This window comes from Streptomyces sp. NPDC007095 (assembly GCF_040634475.1).
Classification (GTDB): domain Bacteria; phylum Actinomycetota; class Actinomycetes; order Streptomycetales; family Streptomycetaceae; genus Streptomyces.
Genome location: NZ_JBEYFS010000261.1, coordinates 1 through 15,830 on the forward strand (window position 1 = coordinate 1; position 15,830 = coordinate 15,830).

Consider the following 15,830-nt stretch of genomic DNA (forward strand, 5'->3'; position numbering starts at 1 on the left):
GACCAACGTCAGGTGGACTGGCAGTTCACCACCCACGACGCACGCATCAAACTGCGCCACCTCTATCCCAGGAATTAGCTGCGACAGTCTACTAGAAAGCAGGACGCTCAGGATCCAACCGCGCCAGCCCCTCCGCAGGAGACGACGCGGAGGCGAAGTGCCGCCGGGGAATCCGCCCGGCACGCCAGGCAAGCCGCCCGGCTTCCACCGCGTGCTTCATGCCCTCGGCCATCAGCACCGGCTCCTGCGCCCGGGTCACGGCCGACGCCAGCATGACGCCCGCACACCCCAGCTCCATCGCGAACGCCGCGTCCGACGCCGTACCGGCCCCCGCGTCCAGAATCACCGGCACGCGCGCGTGCTCCACGATCAACTGGAAGTTGTGCGGATTGCGGATGCCGAGACCGGACCCGATGGGCGACCCGAGCGGCATGACCGCCGCGCAGCCCACGTCCTCCAGCTTCCGCGCGAGCACAGGATCGTCGTTGGTGTACGGCAGCACCGTGAAACCGTCGTCGACCAGCGTCTCGGCGGCGTCCAGCAATTCGATCGGATCCGGCAACAGGGTCCGCTCGTCGGCGATGACCTCCAGCTTGATCAGCTCCGTACCGAGCGCCTCCCGCGCGAGCCGCGCGGTCAGCACGGCCTCGCCCGCGGTGAAGCACCCCGCCGTGTTCGGCAGCACCCGGATGCCCAGCCTGTCGAGCACGGACAGCACCGAGCCGTGCGCCGAGGGATTCACCCGCCGCATCGCGACCGTCGTCAGCTCCGTGCCGGACGCCACGAGCGACCGCTCCAGGACGTCGAGGCTGGGCGCACCCCCCGTACCCATGATCAGCCGGGACGAGAAGGACGTACCTCCGAGGACAAACGGGTCGTCGGCCATGGTTCAGCCTCCTTGGACTGCGGTGAGGACTTCGACGCGGTCTCCCTCGGAGAGGGCCGTGGACGACCACTGCGTGCGCGGGACAACGGTTTCGTTGAGCGCGGCGGCGACGCCGGAGGGCGCGACGGTGAGGGTGGCGACGAGCGTGTCGAGGGCCGTGTCGGCGGCGACGAGCCGTCGCTCTCCGTTGACGAAGATGTTCATACGGTCTGCTCCGTGAGTGCTGTGCTGAAGCGCCCGGGGGTGAAGGGGCGGGCCTCTTCCGGAAGCTCGCCGGTGGTCAGGACGTGCGCCATGGCGTCCCCGGTGACGGGCGTGAGCAGGACGCCGTTGCGGTAGTGCCCGGTGGCCAGCAGCAGCCCGTCGAGCGCGGTCGGGCCGAGCAGTGGCGCGTTGTCGGGCGACCCCGGCCGCAGGCCCGCGCGCGTCTCGGTGAGCGGCAGCTCGGTGATCCCGGGCACCAGCTCATGGGCGTCGCGCAGCAGCTCGTAGACCCCGCCCGCGGTCACCGTCGTGTCCCAGCCCAGCTCCTCGCTGGTGGCGCCCACGACGAGCTCACCGTTCTCCCGCGGCACCAGATAGACCTGGCTGCCGCGCACCACGGCCCGCACGGTCCGGCTCAGGAACGGGGCGTACCGCTTCGGCACGGTCAGCCGCAGCACCTGACCCTTCACGGGCCGTACGGGCGGCAGTACGTCGGCGGGCACGCCCGGGAGCTTCCCGCTGAGGCTCCCGGCCGCGAGTACCACCTGCCCCGCCGCCAGCTGTTCACCGTCCGTCGTGACGACCCCGGCGGCCCGGTCCCGTACGACGGTCAGGCGCTCCGCCCACGTCCGGTGGAACTTCACTCCGGCCCGCTCGCATGCCGTGACCAGGGCCTTCGCGAGTCGGCGCGGGTCGATCTGGTGGTCTTTGTCGACCCGCAGCCCGCCGCGCACGCCCGGCGCGAGCATCGGCTCCAGACGGCGGCACTCCCGGCCGCTGAGCCACTCCGATTCGAGCCCCGAGCGGTGTTGCAAGGCATGCAGTTCGCGCAGGTGGGCCCGGTCGTCGGCGTCCATGGCGACGGCCAGCGTGCCGCACCGGCGGTAGCCGAGGTCCTGGCCGCTCGCCTCGGTGAGTTCGGCGGCGAAGTCGGGATAGCGGCGCGCGGAGGCGAGGTTCAGGCCCAGCAGGGTCTGCTCGCCGTAGTGCAGCTCGGTGACGGCGGCGAGCATTCCGGCGGCCACCCGTGCCGCTCCGCCGCCCGGCTCGGGGTCCACGACCGCGACGGTGAACCCGCGCTGCGCGGCCCGCCAGGCGGTCACGAGACCGATGATCCCGCCCCCGATGACGAGGACGTCCGAGGTACGTGCGTCCGATGACGGCGCATCCGATGAACGTGCAGGTGTACGCGTAGGCGACATGGGCGTCCAGCCCCTCCCTTCGCCGGCATGACCCGGATCAGGTTCGTACGGTCGGAGGCCGCCAGCCTCCCTCTCAGCCCGGTGCGTCCGGGCTCCCGCGAGTGCTTTACGTTCGCCACCCTAGCCCGCTGCCGTATGTCTCAGTAAGGGAGCCTCCGTCCAGAGCCCGTTCGCGGGTCGGTACGCGCACGCGGTCCGCGTACGACGAGCAGGACGGCGAGATCCGTTGTGGAACAGGTCACTGCGCACGTCCCCTGACTGACAGATTGTCAGTTGTCTATGGTGATCAGGTGAGCGAGCAGACGCGGGCACAGGTGCGGACGCAGGGGCGTACGGCACGGCGGGTCGTCATCGTGGGCGCGGGCATGGCCGGCGTGCAGACGGCGGTCGCCCTGCGGGAACAGGGTTTCACCGGGGACGTGACGCTGATCGGCGCCGAGCCGCACCAGCCGTACGACCGGCCACCCCTGTCCAAGGCGGTGCTGCTCGGCAAGGCCGAGGGCTCCGCCTTCGACATCGACTTCGAGGCGCTGGGCATCGAACTGCGACTCGGCTGCGAGGCGCTGGGCCTGCGCCCCGCAGACCACGAGCTGGACACCGAGGCAGGACCGGTGCCGTACGACGTCCTGGTCCTCGCGACCGGCGCGGAACCGATCCAGCTGCCCGGCGCACAGGGCGTCCCCGGCGTCCATCTGCTGCGGACCCTGGACGACGCCGAGCGACTGCGCCCCGTGCTCGCCCAGCAGCACGACATCGTGGTCGTCGGGGCGGGCTGGATCGGCGCGGAGTTCGCGACGGCGGCGCGCGAGGCCGGGTGCGCGGTCACGGTCGTCGAGGCCGCCGACCGGCCGCTGGCCGGGGCGCTGCCCGCGGAGGTGGCCGCGCCGATGACCGCCTGGTACGCGGACAGCGGCGCGTCGCTGCGCACCCACGCGCGCGTGGAGCGTGTCGAGCCCGGTGCGGTGGTCCTCGACGACGGCTCGCGGGTGCCGGCGGGTGCCGTGGTCGTCGGTATCGGCGCGCGCCCCGCCACCGCCTGGCTGGCCGGCTCCGGCGTCGAGCTCGGCGCCCACCGGGAGGTGGTGGCCGACAGCCACCTGCGCACCTCCGTGCCGGACATCTACGCGGTTGGCGACTGCGCCTCCTTCCCGTCGGGCCGCTACGAGGAGCGCCTCCTCGTCCACCACTGGGACAACGCCCTCCAGGCGCCGCGCACGGTCGCGGCGAACATCATCGGCGAGGCCCCGGCGGCGTACGACCCGGTCCCGTACTTCTGGTCGGAGCAGTTCGGCCGCTTCGTCCAGTACGTCGGCCATCACGCCCCCGCCGATTCGACCATCTGGCGGGGCGACCCGTCGGGCGCGGCCTGGACGGTCTGCTGGCTCCGCGAGAGCCGCCTCGTCGCACTCCTGGCCGTGGGGCGTCCCCGTGACCTGGCCCAGGGCCGCCGCCTGATCGAGGCAGGCATGCCCATGAACCCGGACATCCTGGCCGACCCGTCCCGCCCTCTGAAGGACGCCACGGCATGACCGCCGGGTTTCCGTCGCCCGGACGGCGGTCCGGGGGGCGCTCGGGTACCGAGTGTCAGTCCGGGATGGCAGGCTTGTCCCGTGACCGAGATTGACGCAAAGATCGATGCTCTCGTCCCTGCCTGGCTCACCCTCCCCGACATCGCCGAACAGCTCGGCGTCGAGGTGACCCGCGTCCGGCAGCTGGTCAAGGAGGGCCAGCTGATCGCCGTACGCCGTGGTGAGAACCGCGCGCTGCACGTCCCCGCCGCCTTCATCGACGGGAACGAGCAGAAGGTCGTCAAGGGCCTGGCCGGTACCTTGACGCTCCTGCGGGACGACGGCTTCTCCGACGAAGAGATGCTCGAGTGGCTCTTCACCCCCGACCCGAGCCTGCCCGGCACCCCCGCGCAGGCTCTGAGCGAGAATCGCGGCACGGAGGTGAAGCGCCGCGCCCAGGCGCTCGCCGTCTGATTCGACCGACCGTCCGGCGTACGGACCACGGCCGGCCCCGGACCACCCCGGCCGCCGCGGTCCGTACGCACCGCATCACGTCCGTAGGGTGCGTACGACAGCCGTACGCACCGCACCACGGGGGATACACGCATGCCCGAGAACGCCGCCCGCACCCGCCTCGCCGACGCCCGCGTCTACCTCTGCACGGACGCCCGCAAGCGACAGGGCGACCTCGCCGAGTTCCTGGACGCGGTCCTGGCAGGCGGCGTCGACATCGTGCAGCTGCGTGACAAGGGCATGGAGGCCGCCGAGGAGCTGGAGCACCTCCAGGTCTTCGCGGACGCCTGCGCCCGCCACGGCAAGCTCCTCGCGGTCAACGACCGCGCGGACGTCGCCCATGCCATCGGCGCCGACGTACTCCACCTGGGCCAGGGCGATCTCCCGGTCCCCGCCGCCCGCGCGATCCTCGGCGACGAGGTCCTGATGGGCCGCTCCACGCACGCCGAGTCCGAGGCGGCGGCCGCCGCCGTCCAGGAAGGCGTGGACTACTTCTGCACCGGCCCCTGCTGGCCCACCCCCACCAAGCCCGGCCGCCACGCCCCGGGCCTCGGCCTGGTCCGATACACGGCCTCCCTCGCCACCGACCGCCCCTGGTTCGCCATCGGCGGCATCGACCTCGGCAACCTCGACGAGGTACTGGAGGCGGGCGCCCGCCGCGTCGTCGTCGTACGGGCGATCACCGAGGCGGCGGATCCCGGCGCGGCGGCGGGAGAATTCGCCAAGCGGCTGCGTCAGGCGTAAGCGGCGGCTGCGTCAGGCACAGCGGGCGCGTCGATGGTCCGGTCGACGGTTGGACCGGTTGTCCCACAGGTGTCCGAGGGGTGGACAAGAAGTCGACAAATCGGACAATTGGCGTCGGTTCGGTTGGGAGACCGCCGCCCCCTGACTAACCTGCGGGTATGGCCCTCGGATCTGCTTCCACCAGGACTGATCGCGCACGCACCGTGCGCGACATGCTCGCCACCGGCAAGGCGACCTACTCGTTCGAGTTCTCCGCGCCGAAAACCCCCAAGGGCGAGCGGAACCTGTGGAACGCGCTGCGTCGCGTCGAGGCCGTCGCCCCCGACTTCGTCTCCGTCACCTACGGTGCCGGTGGCTCCACCCGCGCGGGCACGGTCAAGGAGACCGAGCAGATCGTCGCCGACACGACGCTCACCCCGGTCGCCCACCTCACCGCGGTCAACCACTCCATCGCCGAACTGCGCAACATCATCGGCCAGTACGCCGACGCCGGCATCCGGAACATGCTCGCGGTCCGCGGCGACCCGCCCGGCGACCCGATGGGCGACTGGGTCCCCCACCCCCGGGGCCTGACCTACGCCGCCGAACTCGTCCGTCTCATCAAGGAGTCCGGCGACTTCTGTGTCGGCGTCGCCGCCTTCCCCGAGATGCACCCCCGCTCCGCGGACTGGGACGTGGACGTCGCGCACTTCGTCGACAAGTGCCGGGCCGGCGCGGACTACGCGATCACCCAGATGTTCTTCCAGCCCGAGTCGTATCTGCGCCTGCGTGACCGGGTGGTGGCGGCCGGCTGTACGACACCGGTCATCCCGGAGGTCATGCCGGTGACGAGTGTGAAGATGCTGGAACGACTTCCGAAGCTCAGCAACGCTTCGTTCCCGGACGTCCTGAAAGAGCGGATCCTCACAGCCAAAGACGATCCGGCGGCTGTACGCTCCATTGGCATCGAGTTCGCGACGGAGTTCTGCGCGAGACTGCTGGACGAGGGAGTCCCCGGACTTCACTTCATCACGCTCAACAACTCGACGGCGACGCTGGAAATCTACGAGAATCTGGGCCTGCACCACCCGCAGCAGGCCTAGACCGGTCGCACCCACGTACGACAGACTGCGTAGCGGCCACTGGGAGAGGGGCGTACATGGGCTGGACGGTCCTCTATATCGCGTTCGGCATCGTCGCGCTGTGGCTGCTCGGCGAGGTCCTGCTGCAGTACAAGGCGCGGTTGCGCTGGCGCCTGCTCGCATTCGTGGGCTTCCTCGGTGTCGTCTTCGGAGTGCTGATCCCCTCCGTGATCGTCATCGGGCTCGGCGCGGCGGCCTTCGCGGTCGGCCAGACGTACGTCACCCTGTCGTTCCGCCGTGGTTTCGCGGAGGGCTGGGCCGTGGGCAACCGGCAGGGCGCCGACAGCGGCGCCGGCAAGGCCTTCGGCAAGAGCAAACGACGCCGCGGTGAGGACCACCAGGACCCGGCGCTGGAGGTCTCCGACCTCGAAACGGCCGAGGGAGCCGAGGCCAGGGCCGAAGGAACGGCCCGAGGCGCGGCGTATTCCCAGGACGACGACTTCACCCGCGAGGACGACGTGTTCTCGCCCGCGCACTCCGACCGGTTCATGCCGCCCGGCTCCGGCGACCTGACGGCCGCCGAGACCACCGCCGTGTACGAGCCCCAGCCCCTGCCCGACGACACCGGCTCCTACGGCGTCTACAGCGGCACCGCCTACGCGGCCGCCACCGACCAGTCCTACGCCGCCGCGGCCCAGTCCCAGGACCAGCAGGCCTACGCGTACGACGGCTACTCGACCGGGTACGACCAGCAGCAGTACGGCTACGACAACGGCCAGCAGCAGTACGCGGCCTACTCCGACCCGTACATCGGCACGCAGACCTACAGCGGCGCCTCGTACGACACGACCTACGGCGGCGGCGACCAGCAGTACGCGCAGCAACAGGCCTACGGCCAGGACCAGTACGCCACCGGCGGCTACGCCGGCGAGACCCCGGCCGGCGGTGTCTGGGTCCCGCAGCAGCGCAGCACCGACGACCCCTACGGCGGCGAACTCCCGCCGGAGCAGCCTTACCCGTACCAGGGCAACGGCAACGCCAACGGCACCGGAAACGCCAACGGCACCGGATACGACGAGCAGTACCGGTACTGAGGGCCGCCCTCCCCGGGCGGTCTTCGGCGCGCCGGTGCGCTCACTGAGAGCCCCGGAACTGCGGTCCCTCCACGATCAGTCCGGACACCAGGGCGCCCGACATGCCCGCGTGCGGGAGGCCACCGCCCGGGTGGGCCCAGCCGCCCACGAGATACAGCCCGGGGAGCCGGGTGGTATTGCCCGGGTGCAGAAAGCGGCCGCCGCCACCGGCGAGCGCGGGGGCGGGCACGGCTCCGTACGCGGCTCCCGTCTCCTCCTCGATGTGGTCGGGAGTGAACACCTCGCGCCATATGAGGCGCTCGGACAGTCCGGGGACGGCGGTTTCGGCGGCGGAGAGCATGCGTGCGGCGAACCGCTCGGCCGTGTCGTCGAGCGTCCATTCGCCCTCGGCCGGTGCCACGGCGGAGACGACTACGGCCTCGTGGTCCCGGTCGGGCCACAGTGCCGGGTCGTCCGGCCGCAGCACGGTCACCGTGGGCCGGATCCGGTCGTCGGGGACCGAGTGCAGGGAGTCCAGCTCGGCGCTCCGGTCGGGTGTGTGCACGATGGTGCGGTGCGCCGCACCGGCTTCCCGCGCGCCGTGCAGGGCCAGCAGTACGGTGAACCGCCCGGGCCGCGCCGTCACGGTGTCGGGCCGAACATCGCCCTCGTCCTGGAGCAGATGCTCTGTCAGGCCCTTGAGCCGTACGGGATCCACGCCCGCCACGACGTGGTCCGCCTCAGAAACCGTACTGTCGGCCAGCTCCACGCCCGCCGCCCGGCCGTCCTTCTCGACGATCCCGGTGACCTCGGCACCGAAGACGAACTCGACCCTCCGGGCCACGCACCGCTCGTACACCGCGCGCGCCAACTCCCTTATGCCACCGCGCACATACCAGGTGCCGAAGGCGTGCTCCATGTACGGCAGCACGGCGGCGCTCGCCGGGGTGACGCGCGGATCGAGCCCGTGGGCGAGGGCGTGACTCTCCAGCAGGGCCGTGAGGCGCGGGTCGCGCAACTCCCAGGCGCCGACCTCGGCGAGGGTCGTGGCGCGGCGGGTGCGCAGCAGCTTCTTGTGCGGCACCGAGGGGTAGGGCTCACGCTCGGCGAGCACCGACCAGTTCGGCCACAGCGGCTCCTCCAGGAGCGGCCTGCGGGTGCGGTCCCAGGCCTCGCGTGCCCGCACCAGGAAGTCGCCCCACCGTGCGCCCGCGCCCGCCCCGAGGGCCTCGTCGAGGGCGGTGACGACGCCCGCGCGCGAGGCGTTCGGCAGACCGACCTCTGTGCCGTCGGCGAAGACATGGCGCGAGGACGGGTCCACCTGGACCAGCTCGACGCACGCCTCCAGCGGCTCCTTGCCCGTCTTGACGAACAGATCGCGGTAGACCGCGGGCAGCGGGAGCAGTCCCGGGCCTGTGTCGAACACGAAGCCGTCGCGCTCGAAGCGGCGCACCGCCCCGCCGTACGTCGCCGCGCGCTCGTACACCACCACCCGGTGGCCCGCGACGGCCAGCCGGGCGGCGGCCGCCATCGCGCCCATCCCGGCGCCGATCACCGCAATCCGTCCCATGCCAGCGACTTTATCGGCCGCCACTGACAACCCGGCCCGCGGTGCTCAGTCGGGTGGCTGTCCCACCCGCTCGGCCAGGCGTCTCTCCTCCCGGCGCTGGGCCCTGCGGCGCAGGAACCGGCGGATCCGCGAGATGAGGAAGAAGAGCGCCAGCAGCCCCGCGAGCAGCAGCACGCCCGCGATGATCGCCGCGGCCTCGGGGTGGAACATCGCGAAGGTCAGGATCCCCGCGACCCCGAGATCCTCGGCGGTGCTCATGATGAGGTTGCTGAACGGCTCCGGCGAGGTGTTGATCGCCATCCGTGTCCCGGCCTTGACCGTGTGGCTCGCCAACGCCGTCGAACCGCCGATCGCGCCCGCCGCCAGATCGGAGAGCGAACCGCTCTGCCCGGCGAGCAGGGCGCCGACCCACGCCCCCGCCACCGGGCGGATCACGGTGTGCACCGAGTCCCACACCGAGTCCACGTACGGGATCTTGTCGGCGACCGCCTCGCACAGGAAGAGAACGCCCGCTGCGATCAGGATCTCAGGGCGCTGAAGGGACTCAGGGACCTCGTCGCTCAGACCGGTCGCTCCGAAGATGCCGAGGAGCAGCACCACCGCGTACGCGTTGATGCCACTGGCCCAGCCGCTGGTGAAGACCAGGGGGAGTACGGACACGGACGCGATCGTAACCAGTCGACGACGGCCCGTCCTGGGCATGAGTGCGTACGACTGAGTATCCGTACCTAGTGAGTGAGATGAGTACGCGCGCGGATGGGGCCCGACCTGCGCGAAAGAGAGAGTGGAGGCACGGAAAGGGGCGCGGCTCCGGTACCGCCGACACGGGGCGGCGGAACGGTCCTCGCGCCCTTGGCCGCTCCTTCCGCCGACTCCGTCGGCGGGAGTGAGGCACGGGGGAACCCGGGGGACGACCGAACGGGGGCCCAACGGGGGAGTACGGGGGAGCACGGCCAAGCGCCGGTTCGAGGTGGCCCGCGGGGGACGCGGCCACCTCGAACCGGCGCTTCGCCGTGCTCCGTTTCCGGCTCCGTAGCGAGCCCTGTCAGCTCACCGGCTGCCGCTCACGCGTCCCTGGAGCAGCCGCGACAGCGCCGCGTGGACATCGTCCAGGGAACGCTCCGGCTGGAAGGCCTGCCAGTCCAGGGCGGCCACCAGGACCATCCCGACCAGCGCGGCGGCCGTCAGCGGAATGTCGATCTCGTCGCTGAGCTCGCCGTTCGCCACCCCTTCGCGCAGCACACGCTCGACGACCGCGACCGCTTCCTGCCGGACCACCATGAGCGTGGACTGCCAGGCCCGGTTGGTGCGCCACAGCTCGGCCACGTAGAGCTGGGTGAAGGCCGGGTAGCGGTTGATGAAGGCGAGCCCGGCCCTGATCATCGCGTCCAGTGCGTCGACCTTGGTGCCGCCGTCCCGCTCGGTGCGCTCGGCGGCCTCCCGCAGGGAGGCGGTGAGGAGTCCCACGCCGTGCCGCAGCAACTCCTCGAAGAGGACGGACTTGCTCGCGAAGTTGTAGTAGACGGTGCCTTTCGCGACCCCGGCCCGCTCGGCGATCTCGTCCACGGTGGTGGCGGAGAACCCCTGTTCCGCGATGAGGGTGACCGCCGCCTCGTAGAGCTTCTGCCGGGTCGCCTCGCGACGGCCGCCGCCTGCCGTGGTGCTGCTGCTTTCCATGGCCCTGATTGTCACAGGCTCAGCTCGGGGTGCAGACGGTCGAGGGTCCACACCTGCTTGCGGTGTGCCGACAGGGCGGTGAGCGCGAGCGCGCCCGCGGTGAACGCCGTCAGGACGGCGCACGCCTCCCAGACCGGTCCGAGACCGCCGCCCGTGATGAGCCTGCGGAGGGCCTCGACGACGTAACTCATCGGCAAGAAGGGGTGGATCGCGTTGAAGAAGCCCGGACTGGTCTGGACGGGGTACGTGCCGCCCGCCGAGGTCAGCTGGAGCATCAGGAGGGCGAGTACGAGGATCCGGCCCGCCGCTCCGAAGCGTGCGTTCAGCCACTGCACGAGCGCCGCGAAGCACGCCGTCACCAGGCACAGGAAGCCGACGGTCCCGGCCGCCCGCACCATCTCCAGGCCGATCGCCCAGTGCAGCACGGACATCAGGGCCACCGTCTGGAGCACGCCCAGGGCGGCCACCGGCAGCCAGCCCGCCAGCGTGATGCGCCAGGCCGAGGCACCCACCGCGAGCGCGCGCCGGTTCAGCGGCTGGATCAGCATGTACGCCACCATCGCGCCCACCCACAAGGACAGCGGGATGAAGTACGGGGCGAAGCCGGTGCCGTAGTTGGGCGCCTTGTGCAGGTCCTTGGAGGCGAGCTTCACCGGGTCTGCCATGACCTGGGTGCGCAGGTCGCGGTCCTGCCGGTCGTAGTCGGGGATCTGCCCGGCGCCGTCGTGCAGTCCGCCGGCGAGTTGCCCCGAGCCGCCGACGAGCTTGTACATGCCCTCGTCGAGGGTGCTCGCGCCCGTCTTCAGCTTGCCGACACCCGTGTCGAGGTCCGCCGCGCCTGTCTTGGCCGTTCCGAGCCCCGTGCGCAGTTTCTTGGCCCCCGCGGCGACCTTTTCGGCGCCCTCGTTCAGTTTGTTGACTTTGGAGACGGCGTCCGCGAGGTCTTCGGAAAGGTGCGGCGAGCGGTCGGCGAGGGCCTGGGCCTGCTTCTGGAGGGTGCCCAGGTTTTTGTCGAGCCGGTCGAGATCGCCGTTCTGGTCGCCGATGAGCGTGTTCACGTCGTCGGCGACCTCGGCCACGTCCGCGGCCGCCTGCTGGGCCTTCTTCAGGTCGGGGCACGCGGCGTCGGGCAACGGCAGGGTCTGGCAACGTGCCCTGTAGACGGCGTTCAGCGCGTCGGACGCCGTACGGGCGCCCTTGGCGGCGGCCGGGGCCGTCTTCACCAGCGTGTCGAGGTTGTGGCGGATCCCCGCGGCGGAGTCGGCGACGAGCCGGGCCGTGTCGCCGATCGACTTCTCGTTGTCCTTCAGGAAGGGGCCCACCTTGTCCGCGACCCCGTTGACCTTGTCGGCCAGCGCCCCCGTGCCGTCGGCGACCTGCCGCGAGCCGTCCGCCAGGTCGCCGGCGCCCTTGTCGAGCTTTCGCAGGCCCCCGGAGAGCTTGCCACTGCCCTCCTTGGCGTCCTTCAGGCCGTCGGCGAGGTCCTCGGAGCCCTTCCGGGCCCTGCCGATCCCACCGCTGAGTTCGTCGGCCCCCTTGGCGGCCTTCTCGGTCGCCCCGTGGATGTCCGAGAACGAGATGAAGATCTTGTCGAGGAACGACCGGGAGGCCTTCGTGGACGCCGCCGTGCGCACCTCGCCGAACACCGTCCGTGAGATCTGCCCGACGATGTAGTTGTTCGCGTCGTTCGTACGCACCTGGAGAGCGCCCGTCTCCGGCGCCTGTCCGGAGCTGGAGGCGATCCTCCGGCTGAAGTCGGACGGCATGGTCAGCGACAGGTAGTACGTGCCGTCCTCGATGCCCCGGCGGGCCTCGGCCGCGCTCACCTCGTGCCACTCGAAGGTGTCGCTGTCGCGCAGCCCCTTGGTGATGTCCTCGCCCGCCGAGAGCTTCTTGCCCGCGACGCTCGCCCCCTTGTCGTCGTTCACGAGCGCCACGGGGATGCGGTCCAGCCGGCCGTACGGGTCCCAGAACGACCACAGGTAGAGGGCGCCGTACAGCAGCGGCAGCAACAGGAGCGCGGCCAGCGCGGCGCGCGGGAGTTTGCCCCGGCCGAAGCGCCTGAGTTCAAGAACGGCCAGTATCGGCGAGCGCATCGGCCGTCTCCTTGTCGTCGGTCTCGCTGGTGTGGCCGGTCGGGCGGGTGGACACGAGGACGGCCCCCTCGGGAGCCTCGCTGCACACCGCCACGACCGTGGTGCCCGACTGGGCGATCGACTTGAACAGGGCCCAGGTCTCGGCCCGTTCTGCATCCGACAACTTGAGGTCGGTGTCGTCGACGCCGAGCAGCCCCGGGCGGCCGACGAGGGCCAACGCGACGGACAGCCGCAGGGCTTCGAGCCGCTCCAGGTCACGTACGGCGGTCCGGGAGCCCTTGGGCAGGGCCTCCCGGTCCAGCCCGGCGGCGGCCAGTGCGGAGTCGATCCGCAGTTTCCCCTCGGCCGTCCGTCCGGCTCGCGGACGCAGCGGCCCGCGCAGGGAGTCCTTCAGGCACCCCCCGAACCGCCGCTGCAGCAGCGCCCGTTCGAGCAGGTGCTCCCCGACGGTCAGGGTGGGGTCCAGGTCGATGACACCCGGGACATGGGCGAGCGCGCTGGCGCGACGCACCGCGGTCATCTGCCGCGGCAGCGCCGCCCCGCCCACGGTGGCCGTCCCCTCGGTGGACCGCATCCGGCCCGTGAGCGCGAGCAGCAGGCACGTACGGCCGGAGCCGGACGGCCCCTCGACCGCGATCAGTGAGCCGGGCTGCGCATCGACACCGACCCCGCGGAACGCCCAGCCGCGCGGGCCCTCGAGTCCGAAGTCCCTGGCCGTGACACCGAGTCCGCGCGGACCGTCCACAGCATCCCCATCCCCTGAACATTTTTGAACTGACTGGTCAGTGCAAAAACTAACCCGAACTCTCGATCGAAGCAAAGGCCCAGGTCAGAACGGATTGTCAGTGCCATACCTCACGATGGGCACATACGGCCACAGTGCCGTCACACAGACGACAGGAGGTTCGTCATGGCCACCTCTTCCGCAGCAGCCGCCCACCGGCGCCGCGCCACCGGCCCTGCCCCCTCACTGACCGGCCCGGCGAGCGACGTACACCCCGTGCTCCGCCGGGCCACGGCCCCGCCCGCCGCCCTCGACCTGCTCGCCCAGGCCCGCGCCGGCCTCGACGAGGCGACCGCCCTGGAAACACCCAATGAGCGCTACGCGACGGCGCACTTGGCGGCCCTGCGCACCGCCGCCGCCGTCCTTGCCGCACGGGGCCGCCCGGAGCCCTCACCCCGACGCCGCGCCCGCATCCGGAGCGCCTGGGAAGTGCTCCCCGAGATCGCCCCCGAACTCACCGAGTGGAGCGCCCTGTTCGCCTCCGGAGCCGACCGGCGCGCCCGCGCCGAGGCGGGCATCCGGGGCGCGGCCGGCACCCGCGACGCCGACGACCTGATACGGGACGTGGCGATGTTCCTGCGCATCGTCGAGCGGATGCTGGTGCTGCAACCCGTACTGCCCCAGCCCCGTCGGAACGGCGAGGAGGGGGACGGCGGCAGGGAGGACAGGGAGGTCCCGGACGCGGGCTGACCCCGTGATCCGCGGGGTGATCCGACGCGTGATCCGACGCGTGATCCGCCGGGTGAGACGGAGGGTCGGGTACGACGGCGGAGGCAATAGGGTGGAGGCGCCTGAAGCCTCCTGCCGGGAGGCCCCCCGATCGCTCCGCCGCGCAAGAGGCGGTGCCGCTCCGAGGAGTCAACTGCCGTGCCGGACCCGACGCGCCCCCGCGCTTCTCTCCGTACCGCCGTGGTGTGGGAGGTCCTCAAGGACGCTCTCGACCGCCGGGTCAAGGCCACGGGGCGGGAGTCACTGGACGTCCTCGACACCGGAGGCGGCAGCGGCAACTTCGCGGTGCCCGTGGCCCGCCTCGGCCACCGTGTCACCGTCGTCGACCCCAGCCCGAACGCGCTGTTCGCGCTGGAACGCCGGGCCGCCGAGGCCGGGGTCGCCGACCGTGTCAAGGGTGTCCAGGGCGACGCCCACGGTCTCTTCGACGTCGTCGACCGCGGCGGCTACGACGTCGTGCTGTGCCACGGGGTCCTGGAGTACGTGGACGACCCCGCCGACGGTGTGCGCAACGTGGTGGACGCGCTGCGTCCCGAGGGCGTTCTCAGCCTCCTCGCGGCGGGCCTGGGCGGCGCCGTGCTCGCCCGCGCCCTCGCCGGGCACTTCAAGGAGGCCAAGCAGGCGCTCGACGACCCGGACGGACGCTGGGGCGAGGGTGATCCCGTACCCCACCGCTTCACCGCCGACCAGCTCACCGCGCTCGTCGAGGGCGCGGGTCTGCGCGTCGGCGCCGTGCACGGCGTACGGGTCTTCGCGGACCTGGTCCCCGGCGTCCTCGTGGACACCGAGCCGGGCGCCGTGGAGGCCCTCCTGAAGCTCGAGGCGGCGGCCGCCGAACTCCCCGCGTTCCACTCCGTGGCCACTCAGCTTCATGTGCTCGGTGAGGCGCAGGGGGCCGACGAGGGTTGAGCCGCCTCTCATGTTGCGCCCCTGATCAGGGGCGGGGCGGCAGATGGAGTACGCCACAGGCCACCCGATCGGGCGCTCGGCGCCGTATGATCGAGGGAGACCGTCCGGCATGACGGGCCGGTTGCTGGGGAATGCACGCCTCAGTTAATCGGGGTGCCATGGCGGGTTCCGGTTGGCGAATTGGCGCAGAGGGGCGGGTTTCACGGGGGCGATTCCCTGCCTATCCTGAAGGGGACCCCCGGTCGCCCCGGCGACTGCACGATGAGGAGGACGCCGTGCCGCTCTCGGAGCACGAGCAGCGAATGCTCGAGCAGATGGAGCGAGCGCTGTACGCCGAAGATCCCAAGTTCGCGACAGCGCTTGAGGGAAGCGGGCTGCGTACGTACACCCGGCGACGGGTCTACCAGGCGGTCGCGGGCTTTCTGGTGGGTATCGCGCTCCTCATGGCCGGAATGGTCTCGAAGCAGATCTGGGTCAGCGTGGTGGGTTTTCTCGTCATGCTGGGCTGTGCGGTGCTCGCCGTCACCGGTTGGCGCAAGGCTCCCAAGCCGGGTGAACAGCCGGCCGCGCCCGGCGCACCCGCCGCGCGCCGCCACCAGGGCCGACAGCGCCGCTCCATGATGGACCGCATCGAACAACGCTGGCAGCGACGCCGGGACGAGCAGGGGCAGTAGCCCCGCGGGGTCAGTAGCCCTGCGGGCGCCCGCAGTCGAAGACAACGCACGAGGGGGTGTCCCACCCGGCCCGGGTGGGACACCCCCTCAGTCGTACCCGGGCCGGGCGTCCCGCCCGCGCCTCCGCCGGTCCGACCGTTCAAGTCGAGGGAATCCTTTGACACACCACCCGTCTGGAAGACGGCGCCGCCAGCTCGTGC

Annotated in this window: 16 protein-coding genes and 1 riboswitch; of the genes, 8 read left to right on the forward strand and 8 right to left on the reverse strand. The window is 71.5% G+C overall.

Features of this window, described 5'->3' with window-relative positions; translation table 11 throughout:
* Nucleotides 1-91: 91 nt before the first annotated feature.
* The 3 genes from ABZ656_RS49425 to thiO form a co-directional block, all read right to left on the reverse strand.
* Nucleotides 92-886, reverse strand: coding sequence for a thiazole synthase (locus tag ABZ656_RS49425; RefSeq protein WP_101405622.1), 795 nt, complete (start codon nt 884-886; stop codon nt 92-94).
* Nucleotides 887-889: 3 nt separating this feature from the next.
* Complete coding sequence (gene thiS / locus ABZ656_RS49430; RefSeq protein WP_054231516.1) at nt 890-1,090, reverse strand: sulfur carrier protein ThiS; 201 nt, start codon at nt 1,088-1,090, stop codon at nt 890-892.
* The gene (gene thiO / locus ABZ656_RS49435) at nt 1,087-2,292 is read right to left on the reverse strand and encodes a glycine oxidase ThiO (RefSeq protein ID WP_101408201.1); all 1,206 of its coding nucleotides are present in this window, start codon (nt 2,290-2,292) and stop codon (nt 1,087-1,089) included. The genes thiS and thiO overlap by 4 nt, the downstream gene beginning before the upstream one ends.
* Nucleotides 2,290-2,401, reverse strand: a riboswitch (TPP riboswitch). It overlaps the preceding gene by 3 nt.
* Nucleotides 2,402-2,582: 181 nt before the next feature.
* Here thiO and ABZ656_RS49440 point away from each other — a divergent pair.
* From ABZ656_RS49440 to ABZ656_RS49460, 5 genes are all read left to right on the forward strand, one after another.
* Nucleotides 2,583-3,821, forward strand: coding sequence for an FAD-dependent oxidoreductase (locus ABZ656_RS49440; RefSeq protein ID WP_101405623.1), 1,239 nt, complete (start codon nt 2,583-2,585; stop codon nt 3,819-3,821).
* Between the two features lie 81 nt (nt 3,822-3,902).
* Entirely contained in the window at nt 3,903-4,274 is a 372-nt protein-coding gene (locus ABZ656_RS49445) for an Rv2175c family DNA-binding protein (RefSeq protein WP_101405624.1), read from the forward strand.
* A gap of 132 nt (nt 4,275-4,406) precedes the next feature.
* Nucleotides 4,407-5,057 carry a thiamine phosphate synthase gene (thiE, locus tag ABZ656_RS49450; protein WP_101405625.1) on the forward strand — a complete coding sequence of 217 codons (651 nt, stop codon included), beginning with the start codon at nt 4,407-4,409 and terminating at the stop codon, nt 5,055-5,057.
* 158 nt (nt 5,058-5,215) lie between these two features.
* A complete protein-coding gene (gene metF / locus ABZ656_RS49455; RefSeq protein ID WP_101405626.1) occupies nt 5,216-6,139 on the forward strand; it encodes a methylenetetrahydrofolate reductase [NAD(P)H] in 924 nt (307 codons plus the stop codon).
* 56 nt (nt 6,140-6,195) lie between these two features.
* Entirely contained in the window at nt 6,196-7,212 is a 1,017-nt protein-coding gene (locus ABZ656_RS49460; RefSeq protein WP_101405627.1) for a hypothetical protein, read from the forward strand.
* 40 nt (nt 7,213-7,252) lie between these two features.
* On the opposite strand, the gene ABZ656_RS49465 is transcribed toward ABZ656_RS49460, so the two are convergent.
* From ABZ656_RS49465 to ABZ656_RS49485, 5 genes are all read right to left on the reverse strand, one after another.
* Nucleotides 7,253-8,761, reverse strand: coding sequence for an NAD(P)/FAD-dependent oxidoreductase (locus ABZ656_RS49465; protein ID WP_180362555.1), 1,509 nt, complete (start codon nt 8,759-8,761; stop codon nt 7,253-7,255).
* A 45-nt stretch (nt 8,762-8,806) separates the two neighbouring features.
* Nucleotides 8,807-9,421, reverse strand: coding sequence for a DUF4126 domain-containing protein (locus ABZ656_RS49470; protein ID WP_101405629.1), 615 nt, complete (start codon nt 9,419-9,421; stop codon nt 8,807-8,809).
* Nucleotides 9,422-9,811: 390 nt separating this feature from the next.
* Nucleotides 9,812-10,438, reverse strand: a complete 627-nt coding sequence (locus ABZ656_RS49475; RefSeq protein ID WP_101405630.1) for a TetR/AcrR family transcriptional regulator — start codon at nt 10,436-10,438, stop codon at nt 9,812-9,814.
* Between the two features lie 11 nt (nt 10,439-10,449).
* A complete protein-coding gene (locus ABZ656_RS49480; RefSeq protein ID WP_360278038.1) occupies nt 10,450-12,534 on the reverse strand; it encodes a YhgE/Pip domain-containing protein in 2,085 nt (694 codons plus the stop codon).
* Nucleotides 12,506-13,279, reverse strand: a complete 774-nt coding sequence (locus ABZ656_RS49485; RefSeq protein ID WP_360278040.1) for an ATP-binding cassette domain-containing protein — start codon at nt 13,277-13,279, stop codon at nt 12,506-12,508. The genes ABZ656_RS49480 and ABZ656_RS49485 overlap by 29 nt, the downstream gene beginning before the upstream one ends.
* 165 nt (nt 13,280-13,444) lie before the next feature.
* Between ABZ656_RS49485 and ABZ656_RS49490 the strand changes: the two genes are divergently transcribed.
* The 3 genes from ABZ656_RS49490 to ABZ656_RS49500 all read left to right on the forward strand — a co-directional run bounded on the left by ABZ656_RS49490 (nt 13,445) and on the right by ABZ656_RS49500 (nt 15,630).
* On the forward strand, nt 13,445-14,008 hold the full coding sequence (locus ABZ656_RS49490) for an SAV_6107 family HEPN domain-containing protein (protein ID WP_360278043.1): 564 nt from the start codon (nt 13,445-13,447) through the stop codon (nt 14,006-14,008).
* Between the two features lie 177 nt (nt 14,009-14,185).
* Nucleotides 14,186-14,956, forward strand: coding sequence for a methyltransferase (locus tag ABZ656_RS49495; RefSeq protein ID WP_360278046.1), 771 nt, complete (start codon nt 14,186-14,188; stop codon nt 14,954-14,956).
* A gap of 275 nt (nt 14,957-15,231) precedes the next feature.
* Nucleotides 15,232-15,630, forward strand: coding sequence for a DUF3040 domain-containing protein (locus ABZ656_RS49500; RefSeq protein ID WP_101405634.1), 399 nt, complete (start codon nt 15,232-15,234; stop codon nt 15,628-15,630).
* The last annotated feature ends 200 nt before the right edge of the window (nt 15,631-15,830 follow it).

Bases quoted from the DNA above. Each gene is read 5' to 3' on its own strand.
- ABZ656_RS49425 (WP_101405622.1), bottom strand. From the start codon at position 886: ATGGCCGACGACCCGTTTGTCCTCGGAGGTACGTCCTTCTCGTCCCGG.
- thiS (WP_054231516.1), bottom strand. From the start codon at position 1,090: ATGAACATCTTCGTCAACGGAGAGCGACGGCTCGTCGCCGCCGACACG.
- thiO (WP_101408201.1), bottom strand. From the start codon at position 2,292: ATGTCGCCTACGCGTACACCTGCACGTTCATCGGATGCGCCGTCATCG.
- thiE (WP_101405625.1), top strand. From the start codon at position 4,407: ATGCCCGAGAACGCCGCCCGCACCCGCCTCGCCGACGCCCGCGTCTAC.
- metF (WP_101405626.1), top strand. From the start codon at position 5,216: ATGGCCCTCGGATCTGCTTCCACCAGGACTGATCGCGCACGCACCGTG.
- ABZ656_RS49460 (WP_101405627.1), top strand. From the start codon at position 6,196: ATGGGCTGGACGGTCCTCTATATCGCGTTCGGCATCGTCGCGCTGTGG.
- ABZ656_RS49465 (WP_180362555.1), bottom strand. From the start codon at position 8,761: ATGGGACGGATTGCGGTGATCGGCGCCGGGATGGGCGCGATGGCGGCC.
- ABZ656_RS49475 (WP_101405630.1), bottom strand. From the start codon at position 10,438: ATGGAAAGCAGCAGCACCACGGCAGGCGGCGGCCGTCGCGAGGCGACC.
- ABZ656_RS49480 (WP_360278038.1), bottom strand. From the start codon at position 12,534: ATGCGCTCGCCGATACTGGCCGTTCTTGAACTCAGGCGCTTCGGCCGG.
- ABZ656_RS49490 (WP_360278043.1), top strand. From the start codon at position 13,445: ATGGCCACCTCTTCCGCAGCAGCCGCCCACCGGCGCCGCGCCACCGGC.